The sequence below is a fragment of the Halobaculum saliterrae genome, from assembly GCF_009831625.1.
In the GTDB taxonomy this organism is placed as follows: Archaea; Halobacteriota; Halobacteria; order Halobacteriales; family Haloferacaceae; genus Halobaculum; species Halobaculum saliterrae.
This window is the reverse complement of the sequence record NZ_WUUS01000009.1, coordinates 102,043-123,372: the sequence shown is the minus strand read 5'-3', so window position 1 is coordinate 123,372 and position 21,330 is coordinate 102,043. Positions and strand designations below refer to the sequence as shown.

The following is a 21,330-nucleotide window of genomic DNA, read 5'->3' as shown; positions in this document are numbered from 1 at the left end:
AGCTTGAATCCGACGACCCGACGGCGACGCGAGTCGACCGAGTCGGTCGGCAACCCCTCACTCACCGCAGTCGACGCCGACTTGGGCCCCGCCCGCGTTCGATCGCTCGTGTCCGATCCAACGCCGTCGACCGAGCGGACCCCCGGAACGCCCCGCGACCGCGCGGTCGGCGCGGCCGCGTGGGGGCTCGCGGCTGTCCACCTCGGCGTGTCGCTGTCGGGCGTCCTCGCCTTCCTCGCCGCCCCGGGCTGGCCCGGCGGCATCGCGGGGCCCTTCGACGGCGCCCTCCTCGCCGGCGTCGTCGTGCTCGCGAGCCTCGCGGGCGCGTGGCGCGGGGGCGCGTCAGCGACCCCGACGGCCCGCGCCCGCCGGGTCGAGGTCGCCGGCGGCCTGATCGTCCTGCCGGGCGCGTGGGTCGCGCTGCTGGCGGCGTTCGCTCCGCGGACGGTGTTCGTGGACCTCCCGTTCGTCCTGCTCCCGCTCGTCGGCAACCTCCTGCCGGCGCTCGCGGTGCTCGTCGTGGTGTACGGCTTCGGTCCGTTCGCGGCCGACCCCGGCACGCGACGCGACGTGGATCTCGACTGGAACGAACGGGACTGAGCGAACGGGAGGTGAGAGTGTGAGGGGGCGTCGCGCCCGTTACTCCGCGATGTCGATCGCCGGACGCCCCGGCTCGGCCTTGTTCGCGACCGCGTCGTCGGCCTCCTCGGCGGACAGCACCCGAACCGGCGCCCCGAACTCGCGTTCGACGAGCCACGCCGCCGCCTCCAGCGCCTCGCGCTCGCGCTCCGGCGCCAGCGCGGGACGCAGCGCCTCGCGCTCGGCCTGCAGGTCCTTCGCGTAGTCGGAGGCGGCCGAGCCGTGCCGCTGGATCTCCGGCTTCTGCATCAGCTCCCCCACCAGGTTCGGCGCGTCGCTGTCGATGGCGGTCTCCAGCGCCTCGTGCATCCACTCGGGTGCGACGACCACGTCGACGCGCTCGGGGTCCTCGATCCCCGCCACGTCGACGATGTTGCGCACGTCCTCGCGAGTGTTCTCGACCAGTTGGCGGCGCCTGTCTACCTCCGCCAGGTCGACGTCGGCGGTCGGCCACTCGGCGTCGACCAGCAGCCCGTCGTCGTCGCTCAGCTCCGCGTACAGCTCCTCGGTCAGGTGCGGCGCGACGGGCGCCAGTAGTTCGATCGCCACCTCCAGCCCGCGCTCGAACGTGGGCGCGTGCACCTCGTCGACGTACGCGCGGTAGCTCCGCAGGGTCCCCACCAGCTGCTGCGCCTCGCGCGTCGCCAGATCGAAGCCCAGGTCGTCGAAGTTCTCCGTGGCGACGGCGACCGCGGCGTCGACCTCGGAGCGGACGTACCGGGCGGCAGGGTCGGCGTCGCCGTCCGCGTCGGCGTCGTTCCCGGCGAACGAGCGCACGGTCTCGGCCAGCCGACCCAGGAACCGGTGGGTCGACTTGACGCCCTCCTCGGACCAGTCGAAGGCGGTGTCCGGCCGGGCGGCCTGCATCATGAACAGGCGCGCGGTGTCGGCGCCGTAGTCGTCGACGATGCGCTGGGGCGAGACGGTGTTCCCCTTCGACTTGGACATCTTCTCGCCCTCCAGCTGCACCATGCCCTGCCCCAGCAGGTTCGTGAACGGCTCGCGGTGCTCCAGCATGTCCATGTCCGCGATGGCCTTCGTGGCGAAGCGCGCGTACAGCAGGTGCATCACCGCGTGCTCCAGCCCGCCGACGTACTGGTCGACCGGCATCCAGTCGTTCGTGCGCTCCACGTCGAACGGCGCGTCGTCCAGGTCCGGCGAGACGTAGCGCAGGAAGTACCACGAGGAGTCGACGAAGGTGTCCATCGTGTCCGTCTCGCGCACCGCGTCGGCGCCGCAGTCGGGACAGGTGGTGTGTTTCCACTCGGTCGCGGCGTCCAGCGGGTTCCCGGTCGTGTTGACGAACTCCGGCAGCTCCACGGGCAGGTCCTCCTCGGGGACCATGACGGGGCCGCAGTTGTCGCAGTGGATCACCGGTATCGGGGTTCCCCAGTAGCGCTGGCGGGAGATGAGCCAGTCGCGCAGGCGGTACTGCGTGTGGAACGCCGCGGAGTCGATGTCGGCGGTCAGCGACTCGCGCGCCTCCGCGCTCGACAGGCCGTCGTACTCGCCGCTGTTGACGACGACGCCGTCCTCGGTGTAGGCGCCCTCGCTCACGTCGGGGATCTCCGGATCGGCGTCGCCCTCGGGGTCGGGCGCGACGACTGGGACGATGTCGACGCCCATGCGCTCGGCGAACGCGTGGTCGCGCTCGTCGTGACCGGGCACGCCCATCAGCGCGCCCGTCCCCACGTCCGAGAGGACGAAGTCCGCGACGAACACGGGCACCTCCTCGCCGGTCGCGGGGTTCGTCGCCGTCAGGTCCGTCCGGATACCGTTCGGCTCGTCGCCGTCGGGGTCGGCAACCTCCTCGACGAAGCGTCGGATCTCGTCGTCCTCGGCGACCAACTCCTCCGAGATGGGGTGATCGGGCGCCAGCGCGAAGAACGTCGCGCCGTGGATCGTGTCCAGCCGGGTGGTGAACGCCTCGACCGGGCCGAAGGTCCGCGGCTCCTCGTCGTCGCCGCTCCCCGAGGCGCTTCGCGCCTCGCCGACCTCGAACTCCACGGTCGACCCCTCCTGCTTGCCGATCCAGTTGCGCTGCATCTCGCGGACGCTGTCGGGCCACCCCTCCAGGTCGTCGATAGCCGAGCGCAGTTCGTCGGCGTACTCGGTGATCCCCAGCGTCCACTGGTCCAGCTCGCGCTGCTCGACCAGCGTGTCACAGCGCCAGCAGTGTTCGTCTTCCCCCTCGACCTGCTCGTCCGCCAGGACCGTCTCACAGGAGGGACACCAGTTCACCTCGGCGGCGCGGCGCTCGACCAGTCCCTCGTCGTGGAACTGGTGGAACAGCCACTGGTTCCAGCGGTAGTACTCCGGCTCGCAGGTGGTGATCTCCCGCTCCCAGTCGTAGCCGAACCCCATCGACTCCATCTGCCCGCGCATGGTGTCGATGCAGTCCATCGTCCAGTCGCGCGGGTTCGAGTCGCGCTCCTTGGCGGCGTTCTCGGCGGGCAGCCCGAACGAGTCCCACCCCATCGGATGGAGCACGTCGTCGCCCTGCATCCGCCGGTAACGGGCGTACGCGTCCGTGATCGTGTAGTTCCGGACGTGGCCCATGTGGAGCTTCCCCGACGGGTACGGGAACATCCCCAGCACGTACGTCGGATCCTCGGCGTCGTCCGGCGTCCGGTAGGCGTCGGCCTCCGCCCACGCCTCCTGCCAGCGTCGTTCGACCGCCGCGTGGTCGTAACCCTCCTCGGACATTTCTTACGTGGTCGTTCGGCCGCTTCCGCCCCTATACCTTTCCATCGAACACGGCGGTAGTTGCCAACACGCGACACGGTCTCAGGGTGTGCCAACCGACACAAGCGATATGCTGTCATCGAACCTATATATGTACGTGAGTTCCGATACCGACACCCGCGACGCGGACGACGATGCCGGTCTCCTGAAGACGACGTACCGGACGGTCACGCCCGGCTACACATCGCACTCGGACGACGGGATGAACGTGATCGGCTGGGCGGTGTTTCTCGGCATGTTCGTGATCCTGTTCCCGCTGCTCCCGTTTGTCGCCCTTGTCTGGGGTGTGAGCAAGGTGATCGAGGCGTTCTCAGGCGAGGCGGAGTCAGGGGAGTGACCGGGCCCGAACTGTCGATCGAGTGGCCGGCGCGAGTCTACTCGTCCAACCCCAACAGATCGAACTCGTAGCCGTTGTCGCGCTCGTTCGCGTGCTCGTACACGACGTGGGCGGCCGCGACGTCCTGGATCGCGAGGCCCGTCGAGTCGAACACGGTGACACCGTCGTCGGCCGTCCGACCCGCCTTCTCGCCGACGACGATCTCGCCGATCTGGCCGTAGATGTCGTCGTCGTCCAGGACGCCCGCCGCGTAAGGGACGTTGATCTCCCCGGAGTGGGTCGTCTGCTCGTAGTCGTCGATGACGAGCTTCGCGTCGAGCAGCACCTCGTCCGCGAGTTCGTGTTTCCCCTCGGCGTCGGCGCCCATCGCGTTGATGTGGGTGTGGTCGCCGACGGCGTCGCGGGAGACGATCGGGTCCTCGACGGGAGTTACCGTCGAGAGGACGTCGCAGCCGGCGGCCTCCTCGATGGAGCCCGCGCGCACGTCGAAGCGGTCCTCGAAGGCGTCGATGAACCGGGCGACGCGCTCCTCCGAGAGGTCGGAGATCACGACCTCCTCGATGTCCCGGACGGACGAGATGGCCTCCAACTGGGTGTACGACTGGACGCCGGCGCCGACGATCCCCAGCGAGGAGGCGTCCGCGACCGCGAGGTGGTCGGTGGCGACGGCGGCGGCCGCGCCCGTGCGCTTCATCGTCAGCTCCGTACCGTCGAGGATGGCCAGCGGGAAGGCGTTCCTCGGGTCCGAGTAGATCATCGTCCCCATCACCGTCGGGAGGTCGTACTGTTCCTCGTTGTCGGTGTGGACGTTGACCCACTTGACGCCCGCCGCGTCCCACTCGCCCGCGTCGAGGTACGCCGGCATCGAGCGGAAGTCGCCGTTGTACTTCGGGAGGTCGATGTAGCTCTTGGGGGGCATCTGGGCGTCGCCCCGCTGGTAGGCGGCGAACGCCTTCTCGATCGCGGGGACGAGCTCGTCCATCTCGGCGTTCTCGTGCACGTCGTCGCTGTTGAGGAGCAGCGTCTTCATGGTCGCAAGAATTGCGCGGGCCGATTAGAAGCCACCGGTACGGCGCCGCGATCGACGCGACACCGCGCGCGAGTCGGCCACGTGAGTACGGATCGGTCGGTCCGGTGTCGAATCGCGTCCGCGACGGGGCGATCCCGGATTAACTCGGGTTAATCGAGCTTATCGAGCGCCGAAACGCCCGAACTCGGCTTTCGGGTGTTCCCCCCTCTTTACCCCGGAGGCCACACGGACGAGTGCAACATGAGCCGAACGAAACTCGCCGCGATCGCGCTCGCGGCCCTGCTCGCAGTGACCGGTGTCGCCGCCGCGGCCCCGGGGAACGCCCCCGCGGACGCCGGCGCGAACGATGGAACGGCCGGACAGGCCGGCCCGCCGTCCGAGCTGCCTGACCCCGTACCGAACTTCGTGAGCGACATTCACGACCAGATCCGCTCGTTCCTCGACGGGGGCGTCGAGAACCTCGGCGACGCCGTCTCCGGGATCGCCGGCGACGACGCCGACGGTGCTGACGACGGCGGTGCCGACGACGGCGGTGCCGACGACGCCGCGGACGCGTAACGTGCGGAACCTGTTCGCTGACCCGCTGCTCGGCCCTCACGCGGCCTGACCTCGTTTTCGCGGACTCAGAGACGGTCAGACGACCGTTTGTGCCTCCGGAAGGAACTTTCCGTGCTGTGCTGTACGACGGAGTGTCATGCCCTCCAGATCGACCCCGCTGGCGGCCCTCCTCGTCGTCGTGATCGTCACGGCCGGCTGTCTCGGAGGCCCGGCGCCGGGCGCCGGAACGACCGCCGACGGCACACCCACGCCGACCACGTCGCCGACTCCCACGTCCTCGCCGACGGCGGCGAGCTCGACACCGACGGACACGCCGCCGGGGACGGAGTACGCCTCCGAGCAACCGGACGCCTCCCACTCGGTCACCCTGACGAACGAGTGGAACCGGAGCGTGACGGTCCAGGTGACCGTCGTTCGTGAGGCGACGAACGAGACGGTCCACGAGGGGACGTACGATCTCGATGCCGGCGAGGAGCGCGCCGTCTACGACACGGCGGAGGCGGACCCCGACGGGATCGAACGGTTCACGATCACGGCGACGGCCGTGAACGCGACCGGATCGGTCACGATCGAGACCTCCCGGTGCTACGGGAACGCCCACGTCGAGATCACGGCGGACGGGGAGTTGTATCCGTACTACGTGATCTGCTGAGCCTCGGCGCCTCCGAGCAACGCTGTCGCTCGCGAGTCGGTCGCGGCGTCGAAAGAAGTCGAAGGTTCGGTCGAGAGCTGTGCGGCGGTGGGGTGCGTGTGTGAGTGGTCAGGCTGTGCCCGGTTTCACATCGCGCCGCCCATGCCGCCCATGCCGCCCATGCCACCCATGCCGCCGCCGGGGGCGCCGCCCTCCTCGTCGTCGTTGCCGCCGGTGGACAGGTCGCCCGCGGCGATGATGTCGTCGATCTTGAGGACGAGGTTCGCGGCCTCGGTGGCGCTGGAGAGCGCCTGCTCCTTCGCGTGGGCCGTCTCGACGACGCCCGACTCGAAGGTGTCCTCGATATCGCTGGAGAACACGTTCAGACCGGCGTTCTCGTCGCCGGCCTCGTGCGCGGCGCGCAGGTCGACCAGCGTGTCGATGGAGTCCAGCCCGGCGTTCTCGGCGAGCACGCGGGGAACGAGCTCCAGCGCGTCGGCGAACGCCTCGACTGCGAGCTGCTCGCGACCCTCGACGGAGTCGGCGTAGTCGCGGAGGCGCGAGGCGAGTTCGACCTCGATGGCGCCGCCGCCGGCGACGAGGCGACCGTCGGAGACGGCCGTGGAGACGACGTCGAGCGCGTCCTGAACGCCGCGCTCCAGCTCGTCGACGACGTGCTCCGTGGAGCCGCGCAGCAGCAGCGTGACGCCGTGGGCGTCGTCGCCGCCCTCGACGTAGAACAGCTCGTCGGCGTCGTCACGGGAGACCGAGCCGTAGCCGAGGTCAGCCTCGGTGGCGGCGTCGACGTCGGAGACGATGTTGCCGCCGAGGATGTTCTTCAGGAAGCTCAGGTCGGACTTCTTCACGCGGCGGGCCGCGAGGATGCCCTCCTTCGCGAGGTAGTGCTGGGCCATGTCGTCGATCCCCTTCTGACAGAAGACGACGTTGGCGCCCGTCTCCTTGATCCGCTGGACCTTCTCCTTGAGCTGGTTCTCCTCCTGATCGAGGAACGACTGGAGCTGGTCGGGGGAGTCGATGGACACCTGCGTGTCCACGTCGGCCTCCTCGACCTCGATCGGGTCGTTCAGCAGGAGCACCTTCGCGTCCTCGACCGTCGAGGGCATGTCGTCGTGGAGCGGGTCCTTGTCGACGACGGCGCCCTGCAGGAGCTCGGACTCGCCCGCCGAGCGGCCGGTCTGGGTCTCCATCGCGACGTTCTCGAGGTCGACGACGAAGGAGCCGTCGTCCGCCTCGACGGTGACCTGCTTGACCGCGCGGTAGATGAGGTCCGCGAGGACCTCCTTCTCCAGCTCCGCGCCCTTGCCGGTCATGGAGGTCTCGGCGACCTTCCTGATCAGCTCCCCGTCGTCGGGGTCGACGTCCGTGGCGATGTCGTCGACCTCGGCGCGGGCCTGCTCGCTGGCGAGGTGGAAGCCCTTGATGATCGCCGTGGGGTGGATCTCCTGTTCGAGGAGGTCCTCGGCGTTCTTGAGGAGCTCGCCCGCGATGGCGACGGCCGTCGTCGTCCCGTCGCCGGCCTCGTCCTCCTGCGTCTCGGCGACCTCGACGATCATCTCGGCCGTCGGGTTGTCGATGTCCATCGTCTGGAGGATGGTGACGCCGTCGTTCGTGATGGTCACGTCGCCCATCGAGTCGACGAGCATCTTGTCCATCCCCTTGGGGCCGAGCGTCGACCGAACGGCCTCGGCGACGGCACGCGCCGCGGAGATGTTGTATTCCTGTGCGTCCTTGTCCTTCACTCGCTGAGAGTCCTCACCCATAATGATCATGGGCTGACCCTGCATACGTCGCTGACTCATGTACAGGAGTTAATGAGGTTGTGATTCTACATAAAACCTTGGGTCTCCTGTGGTTGCGGTTCACGGGTGCCGAGATCGCTCGTCTCACAGAGATCGCAATACAGCGGCCCTATTATGGGTGACAACTGGTGACAATATCCACGGATATACCGACCGCAACAAGACGACAGAATCGCATCTTTATATATCCATTCGGCGGTCGCTAGCAGTCGACCCGTTCCGTCGAGGGGTCGCCGTCGACGGGCTCCTTCCAGTGGACGCGGATCGTCCCGACGGCGAAGGCGTCGCCGGTGTCCGTGTCGCGCGCGATCGCGAGCGTGTTCGTTCCCTCGCGAAGGTCGACGCCGGTCACGGTGTCGCTCCACAGCTGCCACCCCTCGTTCGGCGGGATATCGAACCCCGACAGCGGCTCCCCGTTCACGATGACGTCGTGGCCGTACTCCGCGACGTCGAACGCCTGGATCTCCAGATACGCCTCGCGGGGTTCGTCGGTCGACACCGCGAACTCGTGGTCGTCGGTCCGGGCGCCGGCGTCGTCGGCCCAGTCGAGGTCCAGGCTCGACTCCGCCGGCGAGAGCTGCGCGCCGAGGTAGACGGTGGCGTACGTCGCACGCTCGGTCATCGACCGAAGTTGGCGACCCCGCGGCAAAAAGGCGGCTCCTCGTGCGGGCCCGGCGTCACTCGGCTTCCTGCGGCGGCGCGGACAGCAGCTCCGAGTCGGCCTCCTCGGGCGGATACTCCGGGAGCGCCTCGTCGTCGTCGAGCGTCTCCACCGCTCGCTCGGTGAGGTGTTGTTCCAACTGCTCGAGCTTCTTCCGCCCCTGCCGTTCGCGTCCGCGCTTCGTGTCTGGCATTGACAACCGTGTCAACTACACCCATGGTAATGAATCTTTCCGCCACCGACCCGCCTGTGGACTTATGAACCGATCGCGCGTCCCGCCGCACGTGACCGAACGTTCAGTCGACACGACGAGGCGGGCGCTGCTCGCGGCCGTCGCCGGCGGCGCGGCGACCGGCGGCTTCCTCGGGCCGGTTCGCGGCTATCTCTCGGCGTTCGCGCCGCTCTCAGGGGGAGCGTGGAATGCCGCCGCTGACGATCCGCCCCTCCGGATCGCGAGCGATCACGGCGACGCCACGCTCCGCTACGACGGCGAGGCCGTTCCTCGGATCGAGGCCGATGACGAGGCCGCGATCTACTTCGCCGCCGGCTACGCGCACGGCGCGGACCGACTGTTTCAGATGGACCTCCAGCGCCGGCAGATGCGGGGCCGGCTCTCGGCGGTCGTCGGGGAGGCGACGCTCGACTCCGACCGCTTCCACGTCCGGATGGACTTCGCGGCCGCCGCCGACGCGACGTGGGACCTCGTTCGCGACACGGAGGCCGGCCCGCTCGTCGAGGCGTACTGCGAGGGGGTGAACCGCGCCCGTACGGACCTCCCGAGGTCCGTCGAGTTCGAACTCCTCGACTACGAACCGGGGCCGTGGACGCCGGCGGACGTGATGCTGGCGGAAAAGCAGATCGCGTGGACGCTCACCGGAAGTTTCCGGACGCTCCGTAGGGAGACGATCCGGGCGGAGTTGGGGCTCGAGGCCGCCGAGGAGATCATGCCTGGACGACCGGATCACGACGCGGCGATCCTCGGCCATCCCGGCGCGACCGACGACTGGAAGGTCCCCGACGGCGACGCGATCCGTGGCCGGGTGTCGGATCCGGGGGACGCGAGCAGCCGCGCGTCGACCGCGACGGGTCCCGACCTCGACGGCTGGCTTACGGGCGTGGAACCGCCCGCGTGGGCGGGGTCCAACTCGTGGGCGGTGGGCGCCGAGCACACGGAGAGCGGGGACCCGATCATGGCGAACGACCCGCACCTCTCGCTGATGGCGCCGCCGGTGTGGTACGAGCAGGTGCTCCGTCATCCCGACTATCGGACCCGCGGCGTCACCTTCCCGGGGGTCCCGTTCGTGATCATCGGCGAGAACGATCGCGGCGCGTGGGGGTTCACCAACGCCGGCTGCGACGTGATCGACTTCTACGAGTACGAGACCCGCGCCGATGGGACCGAGTACCGGTACGGCGACCGCTGGCGGTCGTTCGAGACCGAGAGTCGGACGGTCGAGGTCGCCGGGGCGGCCGACCGGGACGTCGAGGTAAAGAAGTCCGTCCACGGCGCGGTGCTGAGCGCGGGCGCCGGCGGCGACGAGTTCCGGAACGAACTCGGCGTCGCGTGGACGGGGCTCTCGGCGACGAACGCGACGAACGGGATCCTCGGTATCAACCGCTCGCGCGACGCCGAGGACGTCGACGAGGCGCTGCGGGAGTTCGGCGAGCCGACGCAGTGTTTCGTCTACGCCGGCCGCGACGGCTCGGTCCGCTACCGGGTCACCGGCCGCGTCCCGATCCGTCGGACCGACGGCGAGATGGTCCGCGGGACGCGCGTGTTCGACGGCTCCGCCCGTGAGGGGGAGTGGGCCGGCTACACTCCGTACGGCGAGTCGTCGTGGAAGGGGTTCATCCCGTTCGAGGAGATGCCTCACGACGACGACCCCGACTACGTCGGCACCGCGAACCAGCGGATCGTCGACGACGCGGACTACCCGTACTATCTCGCGGAGGACTACAGCGAGCCGTTCCGTGGGATCCGGCTGTGGGACCGTCTCGACGCACTCGTCGACCGCGGCGACGTGACGCCCGCGGACCTGCGCGATCTCCAGCGCGACGTGCACGACGGCCGACTGGAACACTACCGGCCGGTACTGGAGGACGCACGGTCCGGACTCTCCGGCGACGCCCGTGGCGACCTCGACGCCGTTCTGGAGTGGGACGGCGAGGCCGAACGCGACGCGCGGGCGCCGTTGCTGTTCGTCCACTTCCTCGACGCCTACGAGGGTCGGTTCGTCTCCGATGCCCTCGGCGGTCTCGACGGCCGGCGTGACGCCGCGGCGTACGCCCCGAACCAGTGGGTGCTCGCGACGCTCGGCGACGAGTGGTTCGAGCCCGACCGCGCGACCGCGGCGGCCGACGCCTTCGAGGAGGCGCGCGACCGGATCGAAGCGGAGGGCTGGGAGACGTACGGCGACTACAACCGCACGGCCATCGACCACCCGTTCGACCAGTCGTGGCTCAACTACCCGCGCTACCCGACCGATGGCTCGGCGGCAACGCTGTTCAACGTCCGCGTCGAGGCGGGCGCCGGCAGCAGCTGGCGACAGATCTGTCCACAGGACGGCTCGACATCGCGGTGCATCCTCCCCGGCGGCAACGACGGGAACGTCTACAGCGACGACTACGACAGCCAACTGCGTCGCTGGGCGAACGGCGAGTACAAGCCGATGGACCGCGCGATGCGCGGCGAGCTCGCGGTGCGGTTCGCTGGGGGTGACGACGAGTGACTCCCGGCGGCGACCGTCGGAACCGCTGGATCGCGACGGCGCTGGCGCTGATCGCCGGCCTCGGTCTCGCGTCCGTCCACTGGCTCGGTCTGGTTGCAGGGGCGGCGCTCGTCGCGCTTCCGCAGCGAACGTGGCCCCGTGGCGTCGGCGCCGGCGTCGCGTTCGGGGTGCTCACGCTCGCGGCGACGGCGGCGTCGCTGTCGTTGGCCGGCGGACTCGACGTGGCGCTCGCGATGACGCAGCCGCTCGGCGTCGCCCTCGGCGTCGCCGTCGTGGGAGGCGCGGTCGGCGGCCTCGTCCGCGGCGTGGTGTAGGGGGCTGACAGGCGGTCACTCGATCCGGGCGCTCGTCGGGCCGGATCGTCCCGTCGGCGGTGGACCGCGCACTCGCTGTGGCCGCCGACGGCGCCGTTCAGGTCACACGACGGTTGGTCCCGTTTCGGTACTTGAACCCGCGCGAGCGCCGTGGAGCCGGATGACGCGCCCGTTAAGTGGTTCCGACCCCAGATCGCTCGTAATGACTGGTAGAGCCGTGCGTCACCGACCCACACCCCGATCGCGGGGTGACGCGTAGTGCCCAAGGAGTTCATCGAGGTCCGCGGCGCCGAGGAGAACAACCTCAAGGACCTCGACGTGGAGATCCCCCGCGAGCAGTTCAACGTCGTCACCGGCCTGTCGGGGTCGGGGAAGTCGTCGCTCGCGTTCGACACCGTCTACGCCGAGGGACAGCGCCGGTACATCGAGTCGCTGTCGGCGTACGCCCGGAACTTCCTCGGACAGATGGACAAACCGCAGGTCGAGAGCGTCGAGGGGCTCTCGCCGGCGATCTCCATCGACCAGAAGAACGCCGCCAACAACCCCCGCTCGACCGTGGGGACGGTGACGGAGCTACACGACTACCTGCGTCTGCTGTACGCTCGTGTCGGCCACCCCCACTGCCCCGAGTGCGGTCGCGAGGTCGGCGAGCAGTCGGCCCAACAGATGGTCCGGCGCGTGTTCGATCTGCCCGAGGGGACCCGCGCGATGATCGCGGCGCCGGTCGTCCGCGACCAGAAGGGCGCCTTCGAGGACCTGTTCGACGAACTCGTCGGCGACGGCTACTCGCGCGTCGAGGTCGACGGCGAGCAGTTCGACCTCTCGCTGGACCGTCCCGAGTTGGACGAGAACTACGACCACACGATCGACGTGATCGTCGACCGCGTGAAGGTCCGCGAGGCGGACCGCTCGCGCATCACCGACTCGGTCGAGACCGCGCTCGATGAGGCCGAGGGCACGCTGAAGCTGATCCTCCCGAACCCGCCCGAGGAAGGCGATCTCGATCTCGGCGGCAACGAGTCGCGGTCGACGGGGGACCTCGCGGGCGACGGCGACGACCGCCTCGTCGTCGAGTTCTCCGAGGACCTCGCGTGTACCCACTGCGGCATCGACTTCTCGGAGATCGAGACGCGTTCGTTCTCGTTCAACTCCCCCCACGGGGCCTGTCCCGAGTGCGAGGGGATCGGCTCGACCAAGGAGGTCGACGAGGACCTCGTCGTCACGGACCCGAGCCAGCCGATCAAGCACGTGTTCGAGCCGTGGAGCTACAACCGCTCGTACTACCGCACCCGCCTCGACAACGTCGCCGACCACTTCGGCGTGAGCGTCGAGACGCCGTTCGAGGAGCTCTCGTCCTCCGAGCGGCGCCAGTTCCTCTACGGCACCGACGCGGAGGTCGAGTTCGAACAGCAGACGAAGAACGGCGTCCGCCGGAAGACCCAGCGGTTCGAGGGCGTCATCCCCAACCTGGAGCGGCGCCACGTCGAGACCGACTCCGATCGGACGCGCGAGCACATCGAGGAGTTCATGGCCGTCACCACCTGCCCCGAGTGCGAGGGGACGCGCCTGAAGCCCCAGTCGCGCTCGGTGTACGTCGACGGTACGTCGATCACCGACGTGAACGAGCTGTCGATCGGCGACGCGCTGGAGCACTTCGAGGGGATGGAGGAGACGATGAGCGAGCGCGAGCGCACCATCGCCGAGGAGATACTCAAGGAGATCCGCGCGCGCCTCGGCTTCATGGAGGAGGTCGGACTGGAATACCTCACGCTCGACCGCGAGGCCTCGACGCTCTCGGGCGGCGAGAGCCAGCGTATCCGCCTCGCCACGCAGGTCGGATCCGGGCTCGTGGGCGTGCTGTACGTCCTCGACGAGCCCTCCATCGGCCTCCACCAGCGAGACAACGACCGTCTGCTCGACACGCTGGAGGGGCTGCGCGACCTGGGGAACACGCTGCTGGTCGTCGAGCACGACGAGGCGACGATGCGGCGGGCAGACAACATCATCGACATCGGCCCGGGGCCGGGCAAGCGCGGCGGCGAGATCGTCGCGCAGGGCGACTTCGACGACATCGTGAACACCGACGAGTCGGTGACCGGCGACTACCTCGCCGGCCGCGAGGTCGTCGAGGTGCCCGAGAGCCGTCGCGACAGCGACGCGGCGCTCACGATCGAGGGCGCGCGCCAGCACAACCTGAAGGACGTCGACGTGGACGTCCCGGTCGGGCAGTTCACCGCCATCACCGGCGTCTCCGGCTCCGGGAAGTCCACCCTCATGCACGACGTGCTGTACAAGGGCCTCGCCCGCGAGATGAACGACAACACGGAGGTCGACCCCGGCGAGCACGACCGGATCTCGGGCATGGACAACATCGAGGGCGTCCGGCTCATCGACCAGTCGCCCATCGGGCGGACGCCGCGGTCGAACCCCGCGACCTACACCGACGTGTTCGACTACATCCGCGAGCTGTTCGCCGAGACGAAGGTGGCGAACCAGCGCGGCTACGACAAGGGTCGCTTCTCGTTCAACGTGAAGGGCGGTCGCTGTGAGGAGTGCGGCGGGCAGGGAACGGTCAAGATCGAGATGAACTTCCTCTCGGACGTGCACGTCCCCTGCGAGGAGTGCGGCGGCGCGCGCTACAACGACGAGACGCTCGACGTGACGTACAAGGGCGCGACGATCGCGGACGTGCTCGACATGAGCGTCGAGGAGGCGTACGACTTCTTCGAGTCCCACTCCGGCCTCGAACGCCGCCTCGGACTCCTGAAGGACGTCGGGCTCGACTACATGCAACTGGGTCAGCCCTCGACCACGCTCTCGGGCGGCGAGGCACAGCGGGTGAAGCTCGCCGAGGAGCTCGGGAAGAAGGACGCCGGCGACACCCTCTACCTGCTCGACGAGCCGACCACGGGGCTGCACAAGGCGGACGAGCGGAAGCTCATCGACGTGCTCCACCGGCTCACCGACAAGGGGAACACGGTCGTCGTCATCGAGCACGAACTCGACCTCGTGAAGAACGCGGACCACATCGTCGACCTCGGCCCCGAGGGCGGCGACGGCGGCGGCGAGGTCGTCGCCGAGGGGACGCCCGAAGAGGTCGCCCGGATCGAGGTGTCGCACACGGGCCGGTACCTCCGCGATTACCTTCCGACGGTCGACGTGGAGGGGCCCCGAAGCGACCGACGGATGCCCGCGTTGGCGGCCGAAGCAGCGGACGACGCGGAGGAGGCCGTCGAGGCGCCCGCGACGGACGACTGACCGGCGCACGCGCGGACTGCCGGCCGACCTTTTTCGCTTGCCGTCGCGAACGGACGGCTATGACCACCGTCTACGCCGCAATGCGTGACTGCTTCCGGGTCGTCGATCCCGACGCGGGGACGGCTATCGCCGCCGCCGACCTCGACGGTCGCGCGCTCGAATCCGTCGCCGTCCACCCGGACGCGCCCGACCGCGTGTTCGTCGGCACCTTCGAGTCCGGACTGTGGCGCTCGCTCGACGCCGGCGAGACGTTCGAGCGCGTCGGCGCCGAAGCGATCGAGCAGGACGCGGTGACGGCGACGACCGTCTCTCCACAGGACCCGGCCGTGATCTGGGCGGGAACGGAACCGTCCCGCGTCTTTCACTCGACCGACGGCGGCGACACGTGGGAACGCCGCGAGGGCCTCGTCGACCTCCCGTCCAGCGACGAGTGGGCGTTCCCGCCGCGTCCGCACACCCACCACGTCCGGTGGATCGAGCCGGATCCGGACGATCCCGATCACCTCTACGTCGCCGTCGAGGCGGGCGCGCTCGTGACCACCCACGACGCCGGTGGGACGTGGGAGGACCGCGTTCCGGGCTCGCGACGAGACACGCACTCGATGGCGACCCACCCCGACGCGCCGGGCCGGGCGTGGTGCGCCGCCGGCGACGGCTACGCCGAGACGGACGACGGCGGCGAGACGTGGACGCACCCGCAGGACGGACTGGATCGCACCTACTGCTGGAGCGTCGCCGTCGACTCGGGCGATCCGGATCGCGTGCTCGTCTCGGCCGCGCGCGGTGCACGCGAGGCGCACACGGCGGGGCGTGCGGAGACGTACGTCTACCGGCGGGAGGGAAGCGAACGCTGGGAGCGACTGGATGACTGGGGCCTCCCGCTCGGTGAGGGCGTTACCCGACCAGTGCTCGCCGCAGGCGACCCCGGCGAGTTCTACTCGTTGTCGAACCGCGGGTTGTTCCGGAGCGACGACGCGGGCGGGTCGTGGTCCGCGGTCGCCGTTGAGTGGCCCGAACGGACCAGCGACCAGACGGCCCGCGGACTCGCCGTGCTCGCGTAGGTTCAAATCGGATGCCGGGTCCAGCACCTCCATGACCTGAGGACTGCCGCGCGGCGGTTCGCGGGTGTGCGGTCGCCCGTCGCGCGTCCGATCCGACCGCCTGTCAGCCCGCGACGACCCACGAGATATATCTCCGTTCGCACGAACCGAGAGGTATGTACGACTTCGTCGTGGTCGGCGTCGGTCCCGCCGGCGCGCGCTTCGCCCGGCGGGCCGCGGAGGCCCACTACGACGTGCTCGCCCTCGAGAAGGGGACGATCGGCGAGCCGTTGGCCTGCTCGGGGCACGTCTCCACCGACATCTGGAGCTACGTTCCGGACGACGCCAAGGAGCGACTGTTCCAGAACCGGGTGTACGGCGCGGACTTCCACGTCGGCGGCCCCGACTCGCCGAGCAACCGCTTCTACAAGCGCGAGGAGGTGTCGAACGTCATCGACCGCGTCGAACTCGATCGCACGCTCGCGGACGCCGCCCGGGCGGCCGGCGCCGACGTCCGCGAGGGCCACACCGTCACGTCCGTCGAGGAGCGGCCGGGCTACGTCGAGGTGACCGCCAGCGTCGGCGGCGACGAGGAGACGTTCGAGGCGCGGATGGTCGCCGGCGCCGACGGCCCCGTCTCCAGGGTCCGGAAGCAACTCGACCTCCCGGAGCCCGACGAGACGCTCCACGGCGTGCTCGCGTTCACCGACGAGGAGGACCACGGTGACCACGTCGACGTGCACCTCACCGCGCCGCGGTTCTTCGCGTGGCGCATCCCCCGCGGCGACGCCGGTGTCGAGTACGGCCTCGCCGCGCCGCCGGGTCACGAGGTGAACGAGCTGTTCGACCGGCTCACCGCGGAGTACGGGGTCGAGACCGACCGATTCTGCTCGGGCGCGATCCCCATCGGGCCGCCCGAGCGCACCGTCGCGAACCGGGGATTCCTGGTGGGCGACGCCGCGGCTCAGACGAAGCCGTTCACCGGCGGGGGCATCCTCTACGGGATGCGCGCGGCCGACGTCGCCGCCGATGTTATCGACCCGCAGGACCCGAACACGCTCGCGCGCTACGAGGAGGGGTGGCGCGAGGAACTGAGCCGGGAGATCCGGCTCGGCCACTGGATCCGTCGCGCGTACTCGCTTCCGGAGCCGGTGCAGCGGGCGGGGCTGTGGGCGCTCTCCGGGGAGATCGGCGTCCACATGGACGAGCCGAGCTCGTTCTTCTCTCGGGAGCACCTGCGGAAGCTATTCTCCTGAACCGCCCCGTCCCGCTTCGACGTTCTATCGGTGAGGCGGGGACGACGACTGCGGGAGTCTTAGCGTCGCTACGCCTGTTCGGCGGCCTCCGGGTACGTCGGGATCCGGCCAGAGCGCGCGCCCCCCTCCACGAACGGGAGGTCGGTGCGCTCGGCGGCGACCTCCTCGCCGTCGACCCGGACCGTTAGGTCGTCCGTCTCGGCGCCGGAATCGAGATACGCGAGCGCGATCGGGGCGTCCAGCGACGGGGAGTCGACCGCTCGGGTCACCTCCCCGACCGAGGCGTCGCCGGCGAACACCGCGGCGTCGGGTTCGGGGGTCTCGGCGGGCAGAAGCCCGACGAGGCGCTTGCTCGGTCGCCCGCGGTTCTCCACCTTCGAGACGACCTCCTGTCCGACGAAACAGCCCTTCTCGAAGTCGACCGCCGAGCGGACGCCGGCGACGTTCGGGAGCCGACCGCGCAGCTCCGTGTCGAACAGCGGCGTGCCGGCCTCGGCGGTGAGCGTGTCCAGCGTGGCGTACCCGAACGGCGCGGCGTTGAGGCCGCGGGTGAGGAGCGTATCGAACACGTCCTCGGCCTCGTCGGCCGCGCAGACGACCTCGTACCCCTCCTCGCCGGTGGGGTTGTCGCTCGCGATCACCGTCACGCCCACGTCGTTCATCCGCCCGCGGACGAACGTCAACTCGGGCTCGGGAGAGCCGGCGCCGTTGAGCACGGAGGCGATCTTCTCGGTCGAGGTCGGGCCGTGAACGCCGAAGACCCCGAACTCGGCACTGGCGTCGCGCAACTCCACGTCGTCGATGAATATCTTGTCCTCCCAGTCGTCGACGAGCGGTTCCGCGCGTTCGGGCGGGGTGAACAACAGCAGGCGCTCGCCGGCGTTGTAGACGAACAGCTCCGTCTCGATGGCGCCCTGCGGGTCGAGCAGCAGCGCGTAACAGCCCACGCCGTTCTCGCTCGGGACGCGATTCGAGACCGCGTTGTCGACGAACTCGACGCGGTCGTCGCCCTCGACGATGACGACGCCGTAGCCCATCTCGATCACGCCCACGCCGTTGCGGACGGCACGGGCGGCACTGTCCGGACGACCGTAGTCGGCGACGACCTCGCGTCCGCCCCGCTCGGTGAAGGCGGCGCCGTGGTCGGCGTGCACGTCGGCGACGAGACTCATACGCCTATGCAGGCCCGCGGCCGGCAAAAGGGGACCGGAACCCCGTTCGCCGGAGCACGAACGGGCCGGGACCCCGAACCGTCGTCCGTCGGCGGGGGTGGCCGACCTCGAACGGCGCTCACAACCCGAGCCTGCGTCGGATCGCGTCCAGCAGCCCGGCCTCCTCGTCGACGTGCTCGCCGGCGTCGGGAACGACGCGGTCGTCCGGATAGATCCGGACTCGACCGTCCGTCTGTTCGACCTCGATCAGGCCGGCCGACTTCAGCCCCGACAGCGCCTCCTCCACCTCGTCGATCGTCGCGTCGACGCCCGAACGGAGTTCCAGCACGGTCATTCCGTCGTCGGCGCGGCCGACGAGCGCGTCGAGAACCGCCACCTGCGTGTCGTCCCTGTCCCGGAACTCGGGCGGCACCCTCATGCCCGAGCGAACGCCCGGGTTCGGCTTACGTGTACCGGCGGCGGGTCCCGGTTCGACGGACCGAACCCGCGCAACATCCCCGGCGTCACGGCGCGCGTGCCACGCGTCCGACGCGAGCGAACCCTTTTATGGAATTGGGCGATTCGTAGGCACAATGGGACTCAGATGTCTCCTCGGTCACGACTTCTCGGAGCCGAGGACGGAACGGGACCGCGAGGTGCGGGGGGACGAGGTCATCACCACGATCACGGAGGTGAAGGAGTGCAGCCGGTGCGGCGAGACGCGCGTGGTCTCCGAGAACAAGGAGGTGACGTCGGCGGCCCCGGGCCGGGACGACGCGGACTCGCCGGGCGTTCAGTCCGGCGAGCGGACGGCCGACCGATCCGGGTCGGAGCGCCCGCCCGACACGGGATCGGCCGACGGAACCGAGGACGTCGCCGGAGCGACAGCCGACGGGAGGACGGCCGAGCCGTCGGACGTGACGGACCCGGGTCCGTCCCTCGGACCGGGCGACGGCACGGTCGCGTCCGGTGAGGGCGGCGACGACGCCTCCGTCGGCGACGAGGGGACCGCGACCGAGGACGGCTTCGACCACCCGGCCGCGGACGCGGCCGACGGTGCTGTCGACGCCGACATCGAGGAGGACGCGGAGATCATCGACGGCGACGACGACGAGTCGCCGCAGCGGTCCGAGGCGGAGGGTCGGGGGCACGGCGAGTGGCCGGACGCCGACGCGAACCGCGGCGGCGACGGCGCGCCGGAGGGCGACCCCGAGCCGACGGAGTGGCCCGACGCCGACGGCCCGGCGAGTCCGGTCGAGGGCGAGGACGAGGACGTGGAGTTCATCGGTGACGACGGGGATCCGACGGTCGAGGACACAGCCGCGAGCGAGGCCCGGACCGACGTGGTTCCGGACGCGAAGCGCGCCGACGAGCCGGGCGCGGCCGCGGACCCGGCCGACGAGGACGCGGAGTTCATCGACGGCGACAGTCCCGGCGACTGGCCCGATCAGGCGGGTGAGGACGAGGGATACGACGCCGAGCTCGACCACGCCGACGCCGGCGCCGACGTCTCCGTCGACGGCAACCTCACGCCGCAGGTCGACGCCGAGGCCACGCGCGGGGAGGACGTGGAGTTCATCGAGGCCGACGCGGACGTGACCGAGAGCGGGGATCCCACCGCTCCCGCCCCCGCCGACGACGGGCGCGGCGACGTCGGCGGCGACGGCAGCGCCCGAGACACCGCCGATACGGCGCGCCAGACGTCCGATTTCGAGTTCCGGACGACCGTCGACGACGTCGACACCGTCTACGTCTGCCCGGAATGCGGAAACAACGAACCCGTCGGCGGCTCCTCGATGCGGGCCGGCGACATCTGTCCCGAGTGCAAACGCGGATACATCGACGAGCGCGAGCTCCAGTAGGCCGGTCGCTTCGTGAGCCCGATCGGTTCGACACGACTTCTCGCGTCGGCGTCGCGTTCGGTCGCTCCGAGACGGCGGACGCGCTGGATCACACGGCTGCGACGGACAGACTCGTCGCAGCGGCGGCTGACGAAACGTGTTTACGGTCCCCCGGCAAACGGGCGGGCATGAAGGAGTACAAGATGCGTCGCGGCGAGCATCTCGAGGACCGGATGCCCGACCTGAAAGCCGAGATCGAGGAGCGATTCGGCCCGGTTTCCGGAACCGAGGAGTGGCAGGGACACGAGCTGTACGTCGTCGAGGACCCCGAAAACGCGGTGTTCGAGCGCGTCGTCGCCGGCGCCGCGTCCTACTCGGGCAAGAAGGACAAACTCGCCGTCCACTTCGAGGAGCGACCCGCCGAGGACGTCATCGCCGAGGGCAACGCGGACGCCGCCGCCGACGCCGTCGACGCGAAGAACTCGTTCCTGCTCGACGCCACCGGCCGCGACGCCAAGTCGCGCCGCGACTCGATGAAACGCGACGTCGAGGACGACGCGCCCGACTACTGAGACCGCGACTCCACCGACCCCGTTCTCCGGTCTCCTGACGAAAAGACCGACCCATCGTCCGTAACTAGCACCCTCGTGGTCCGTGGTCACATCCGTCGAGAGTGGCACGAGCGGATGTTTCAGACCGTGATAAACATTACTTCGAACCTGAGTAAATTGGCGCCACGCTTTTCACCGCCAGGGGTGTAGTGGAGGTATGACCATCGAGACGATCCTGCTGACGGTGAAGCGCGACGACGGCGACCGACTGGACTACATGACGGAGGAGGCGATCGGCCTCGCCGCCCAGGTCGGGGCGGACGTCGTCGTCGCCCACGTGTTCGAGAGCCAGTCGTCCGTGAACGAGTCGCTCGCGCGGCTGGAGGGCGTCGACGGCACGCCGACGGACGTGGCCCGGCGGCTCGGGAGCGTTCGCCGCGCGACGAAGGCGATCGAGGCCGCCGGCGTCGAGTTCCGGGTGGAGGGCGTCGTCGGGGACCCCGGCGAGGCGATCGCCGATCTGGCGACGCGAGTCGGCGCCGACCGCGTGTTCGTCGGCGGTCGCAAGCGCTCCCCGACGGGGAAAGCGGTCTTCGGCTCGACCGCCCAGCAGATCCTCCTGTCGGCGCCGTGTCCGGTGACGTTCGTCCGCGAGGAGTGACCCGCGATCGGACGCTCGTCGGCAGCCGATCGACCGTCCCCCCGTCGTTGACGGTCGCGCCGCCGTCGAGGGCCCGACGTTCACTCGCCTCCGTGTGAGAAAACGGTA

19 protein-coding genes are annotated in these 21,330 nt (G+C 69.8%); 12 read left to right on the top strand and 7 right to left on the bottom strand.

The features are described 5' to 3' along the window. Positions 1 to 108: 108 nt before the first annotated feature. Positions 109 to 600 carry a hypothetical protein gene (locus GRX01_RS14430; RefSeq protein WP_159668949.1) on the top strand — a complete coding sequence of 164 codons (492 nt, stop codon included), beginning with the start codon at positions 109 to 111 and terminating at the stop codon, positions 598 to 600. Positions 601 to 639: 39 nt separating this feature from the next. On the opposite strand, the gene leuS is transcribed toward GRX01_RS14430, so the two are convergent. Then, complete coding sequence (gene leuS / locus GRX01_RS14425) at positions 640 to 3,345, bottom strand: leucine--tRNA ligase (RefSeq protein WP_159668946.1); 2,706 nt, start codon at positions 3,343 to 3,345, stop codon at positions 640 to 642. 136 nt (positions 3,346 to 3,481) lie between these two features. Between leuS and GRX01_RS14420 the strand changes: the two genes are divergently transcribed. Beyond that, positions 3,482 to 3,721, top strand: coding sequence for a DUF7535 family protein (locus GRX01_RS14420; RefSeq protein ID WP_321168132.1), 240 nt, complete (start codon positions 3,482 to 3,484; stop codon positions 3,719 to 3,721). Positions 3,722 to 3,758: 37 nt separating this feature from the next. Here the strand turns inward: GRX01_RS14420 and GRX01_RS14415 are convergent, their stop codons facing one another. Continuing rightward, positions 3,759 to 4,751 (bottom strand): ornithine cyclodeaminase family protein, encoded by a 993-nt coding sequence (locus GRX01_RS14415; RefSeq protein WP_159668940.1) that lies wholly within the window; start codon positions 4,749 to 4,751, stop codon positions 3,759 to 3,761. A 240-nt stretch (positions 4,752 to 4,991) separates the two neighbouring features. Here GRX01_RS14415 and GRX01_RS14410 point away from each other — a divergent pair, with 240 nt between their 5' ends. Both GRX01_RS14410 and GRX01_RS18920 read left to right on the top strand, forming a co-directional pair. Next, positions 4,992 to 5,309: a hypothetical protein gene (locus GRX01_RS14410; RefSeq protein WP_201289612.1), complete on the top strand. Its 318-nt coding sequence runs from the start codon at positions 4,992 to 4,994 to the stop codon at positions 5,307 to 5,309. Positions 5,310 to 5,445: 136 nt separating this feature from the next. Next, positions 5,446 to 5,961, top strand: coding sequence for a hypothetical protein (locus GRX01_RS18920; RefSeq protein WP_201289611.1), 516 nt, complete (start codon positions 5,446 to 5,448; stop codon positions 5,959 to 5,961). A 125-nt stretch (positions 5,962 to 6,086) separates the two neighbouring features. Here the strand turns inward: GRX01_RS18920 and thsB are convergent, their stop codons facing one another. The 3 genes from thsB to GRX01_RS18915 form a co-directional block, all read right to left on the bottom strand. Next, positions 6,087 to 7,730, bottom strand: coding sequence for a thermosome subunit beta (thsB, locus tag GRX01_RS14400; RefSeq protein WP_201289616.1), 1,644 nt, complete (start codon positions 7,728 to 7,730; stop codon positions 6,087 to 6,089). A gap of 232 nt (positions 7,731 to 7,962) precedes the next feature. Then, positions 7,963 to 8,382 (bottom strand): DUF7383 domain-containing protein, encoded by a 420-nt coding sequence (locus GRX01_RS14395; protein WP_159668934.1) that lies wholly within the window; start codon positions 8,380 to 8,382, stop codon positions 7,963 to 7,965. Between the two features lie 55 nt (positions 8,383 to 8,437). Continuing rightward, positions 8,438 to 8,614: a hypothetical protein gene (locus tag GRX01_RS18915; protein ID WP_201289610.1), complete on the bottom strand. Its 177-nt coding sequence runs from the start codon at positions 8,612 to 8,614 to the stop codon at positions 8,438 to 8,440. Positions 8,615 to 8,705: 91 nt separating this feature from the next. Between GRX01_RS18915 and GRX01_RS14390 the strand changes: the two genes are divergently transcribed. The 5 genes from GRX01_RS14390 (at position 8,706) to GRX01_RS14370 (ending at position 17,018) form a co-directional block, all read left to right on the top strand. After that, positions 8,706 to 11,150 (top strand): penicillin acylase family protein, encoded by a 2,445-nt coding sequence (locus tag GRX01_RS14390; protein ID WP_321168131.1) that lies wholly within the window; start codon positions 8,706 to 8,708, stop codon positions 11,148 to 11,150. Continuing rightward, a complete protein-coding gene (locus GRX01_RS14385; protein WP_159668928.1) occupies positions 11,147 to 11,464 on the top strand; it encodes a hypothetical protein in 318 nt (105 codons plus the stop codon). Before GRX01_RS14390 ends, GRX01_RS14385 begins: the two co-directional genes overlap by 4 nt. 258 nt (positions 11,465 to 11,722) lie before the next feature. Then, complete coding sequence (uvrA, locus tag GRX01_RS14380) at positions 11,723 to 14,722, top strand: excinuclease ABC subunit UvrA (protein ID WP_321168130.1); 3,000 nt, start codon at positions 11,723 to 11,725, stop codon at positions 14,720 to 14,722. 59 nt (positions 14,723 to 14,781) lie between these two features. Beyond that, positions 14,782 to 15,783 carry a WD40/YVTN/BNR-like repeat-containing protein gene (locus GRX01_RS14375; protein WP_159668925.1) on the top strand — a complete coding sequence of 334 codons (1,002 nt, stop codon included), beginning with the start codon at positions 14,782 to 14,784 and terminating at the stop codon, positions 15,781 to 15,783. Positions 15,784 to 15,938: 155 nt separating this feature from the next. After that, on the top strand, positions 15,939 to 17,018 hold the full coding sequence (locus tag GRX01_RS14370) for a geranylgeranyl reductase family protein (protein ID WP_159668923.1): 1,080 nt from the start codon (positions 15,939 to 15,941) through the stop codon (positions 17,016 to 17,018). Positions 17,019 to 17,086: 68 nt separating this feature from the next. Here the strand turns inward: GRX01_RS14370 and ygfZ are convergent, their stop codons facing one another. Both ygfZ and GRX01_RS14360 read right to left on the bottom strand, forming a co-directional pair. Beyond that, a complete protein-coding gene (gene ygfZ / locus GRX01_RS14365; protein WP_159668920.1) occupies positions 17,087 to 18,190 on the bottom strand; it encodes a CAF17-like 4Fe-4S cluster assembly/insertion protein YgfZ in 1,104 nt (367 codons plus the stop codon). 118 nt (positions 18,191 to 18,308) lie between these two features. Then, positions 18,309 to 18,608 (bottom strand): DUF6432 family protein, encoded by a 300-nt coding sequence (locus tag GRX01_RS14360; protein ID WP_159668917.1) that lies wholly within the window; start codon positions 18,606 to 18,608, stop codon positions 18,309 to 18,311. A 154-nt stretch (positions 18,609 to 18,762) separates the two neighbouring features. Here GRX01_RS14360 and GRX01_RS14355 point away from each other — a divergent pair, with 154 nt between their 5' ends. From GRX01_RS14355 to GRX01_RS14345, 3 genes are all read left to right on the top strand, one after another. Then, the gene (locus tag GRX01_RS14355; RefSeq protein ID WP_159668914.1) at positions 18,763 to 20,031 is read left to right on the top strand and encodes a DUF7093 family protein; all 1,269 of its coding nucleotides are present in this window, start codon (positions 18,763 to 18,765) and stop codon (positions 20,029 to 20,031) included. Between the two features lie 167 nt (positions 20,032 to 20,198). After that, positions 20,199 to 20,582: a DUF5611 family protein gene (locus GRX01_RS14350; RefSeq protein ID WP_159668911.1), complete on the top strand. Its 384-nt coding sequence runs from the start codon at positions 20,199 to 20,201 to the stop codon at positions 20,580 to 20,582. Positions 20,583 to 20,778: 196 nt separating this feature from the next. Continuing rightward, positions 20,779 to 21,222 carry a universal stress protein gene (locus GRX01_RS14345; protein ID WP_159668908.1) on the top strand — a complete coding sequence of 148 codons (444 nt, stop codon included), beginning with the start codon at positions 20,779 to 20,781 and terminating at the stop codon, positions 21,220 to 21,222. Positions 21,223 to 21,330 lie beyond the last annotated feature (108 nt).

Excerpts from the sequence above, each read along its gene's own strand:
- GRX01_RS14415 (WP_159668940.1), bottom strand. The coding sequence starts at position 4,751 with ATGAAGACGCTGCTCCTCAACAGCGACGACGTGCACGAGAACGCCGAG.
- GRX01_RS14410 (WP_201289612.1), top strand. The coding sequence starts at position 4,992 with ATGAGCCGAACGAAACTCGCCGCGATCGCGCTCGCGGCCCTGCTCGCA.
- GRX01_RS14355 (WP_159668914.1), top strand. The coding sequence starts at position 18,763 with ATGGGACTCAGATGTCTCCTCGGTCACGACTTCTCGGAGCCGAGGACG.
- GRX01_RS14375 (WP_159668925.1), top strand. The coding sequence starts at position 14,782 with ATGACCACCGTCTACGCCGCAATGCGTGACTGCTTCCGGGTCGTCGAT.
- GRX01_RS18920 (WP_201289611.1), top strand. The coding sequence starts at position 5,446 with ATGCCCTCCAGATCGACCCCGCTGGCGGCCCTCCTCGTCGTCGTGATC.
- GRX01_RS18915 (WP_201289610.1), bottom strand. The coding sequence starts at position 8,614 with ATGCCAGACACGAAGCGCGGACGCGAACGGCAGGGGCGGAAGAAGCTC.
- GRX01_RS14395 (WP_159668934.1), bottom strand. The coding sequence starts at position 8,382 with ATGACCGAGCGTGCGACGTACGCCACCGTCTACCTCGGCGCGCAGCTC.
- ygfZ (WP_159668920.1), bottom strand. The coding sequence starts at position 18,190 with ATGAGTCTCGTCGCCGACGTGCACGCCGACCACGGCGCCGCCTTCACC.
- GRX01_RS14350 (WP_159668911.1), top strand. The coding sequence starts at position 20,199 with ATGAAGGAGTACAAGATGCGTCGCGGCGAGCATCTCGAGGACCGGATG.
- leuS (WP_159668946.1), bottom strand. The coding sequence starts at position 3,345 with ATGTCCGAGGAGGGTTACGACCACGCGGCGGTCGAACGACGCTGGCAG.
- GRX01_RS14360 (WP_159668917.1), bottom strand. The coding sequence starts at position 18,608 with ATGAGGGTGCCGCCCGAGTTCCGGGACAGGGACGACACGCAGGTGGCG.
- GRX01_RS14345 (WP_159668908.1), top strand. The coding sequence starts at position 20,779 with ATGACCATCGAGACGATCCTGCTGACGGTGAAGCGCGACGACGGCGAC.
- thsB (WP_201289616.1), bottom strand. The coding sequence starts at position 7,730 with ATGATCATTATGGGTGAGGACTCTCAGCGAGTGAAGGACAAGGACGCA.
- GRX01_RS14370 (WP_159668923.1), top strand. The coding sequence starts at position 15,939 with ATGTACGACTTCGTCGTGGTCGGCGTCGGTCCCGCCGGCGCGCGCTTC.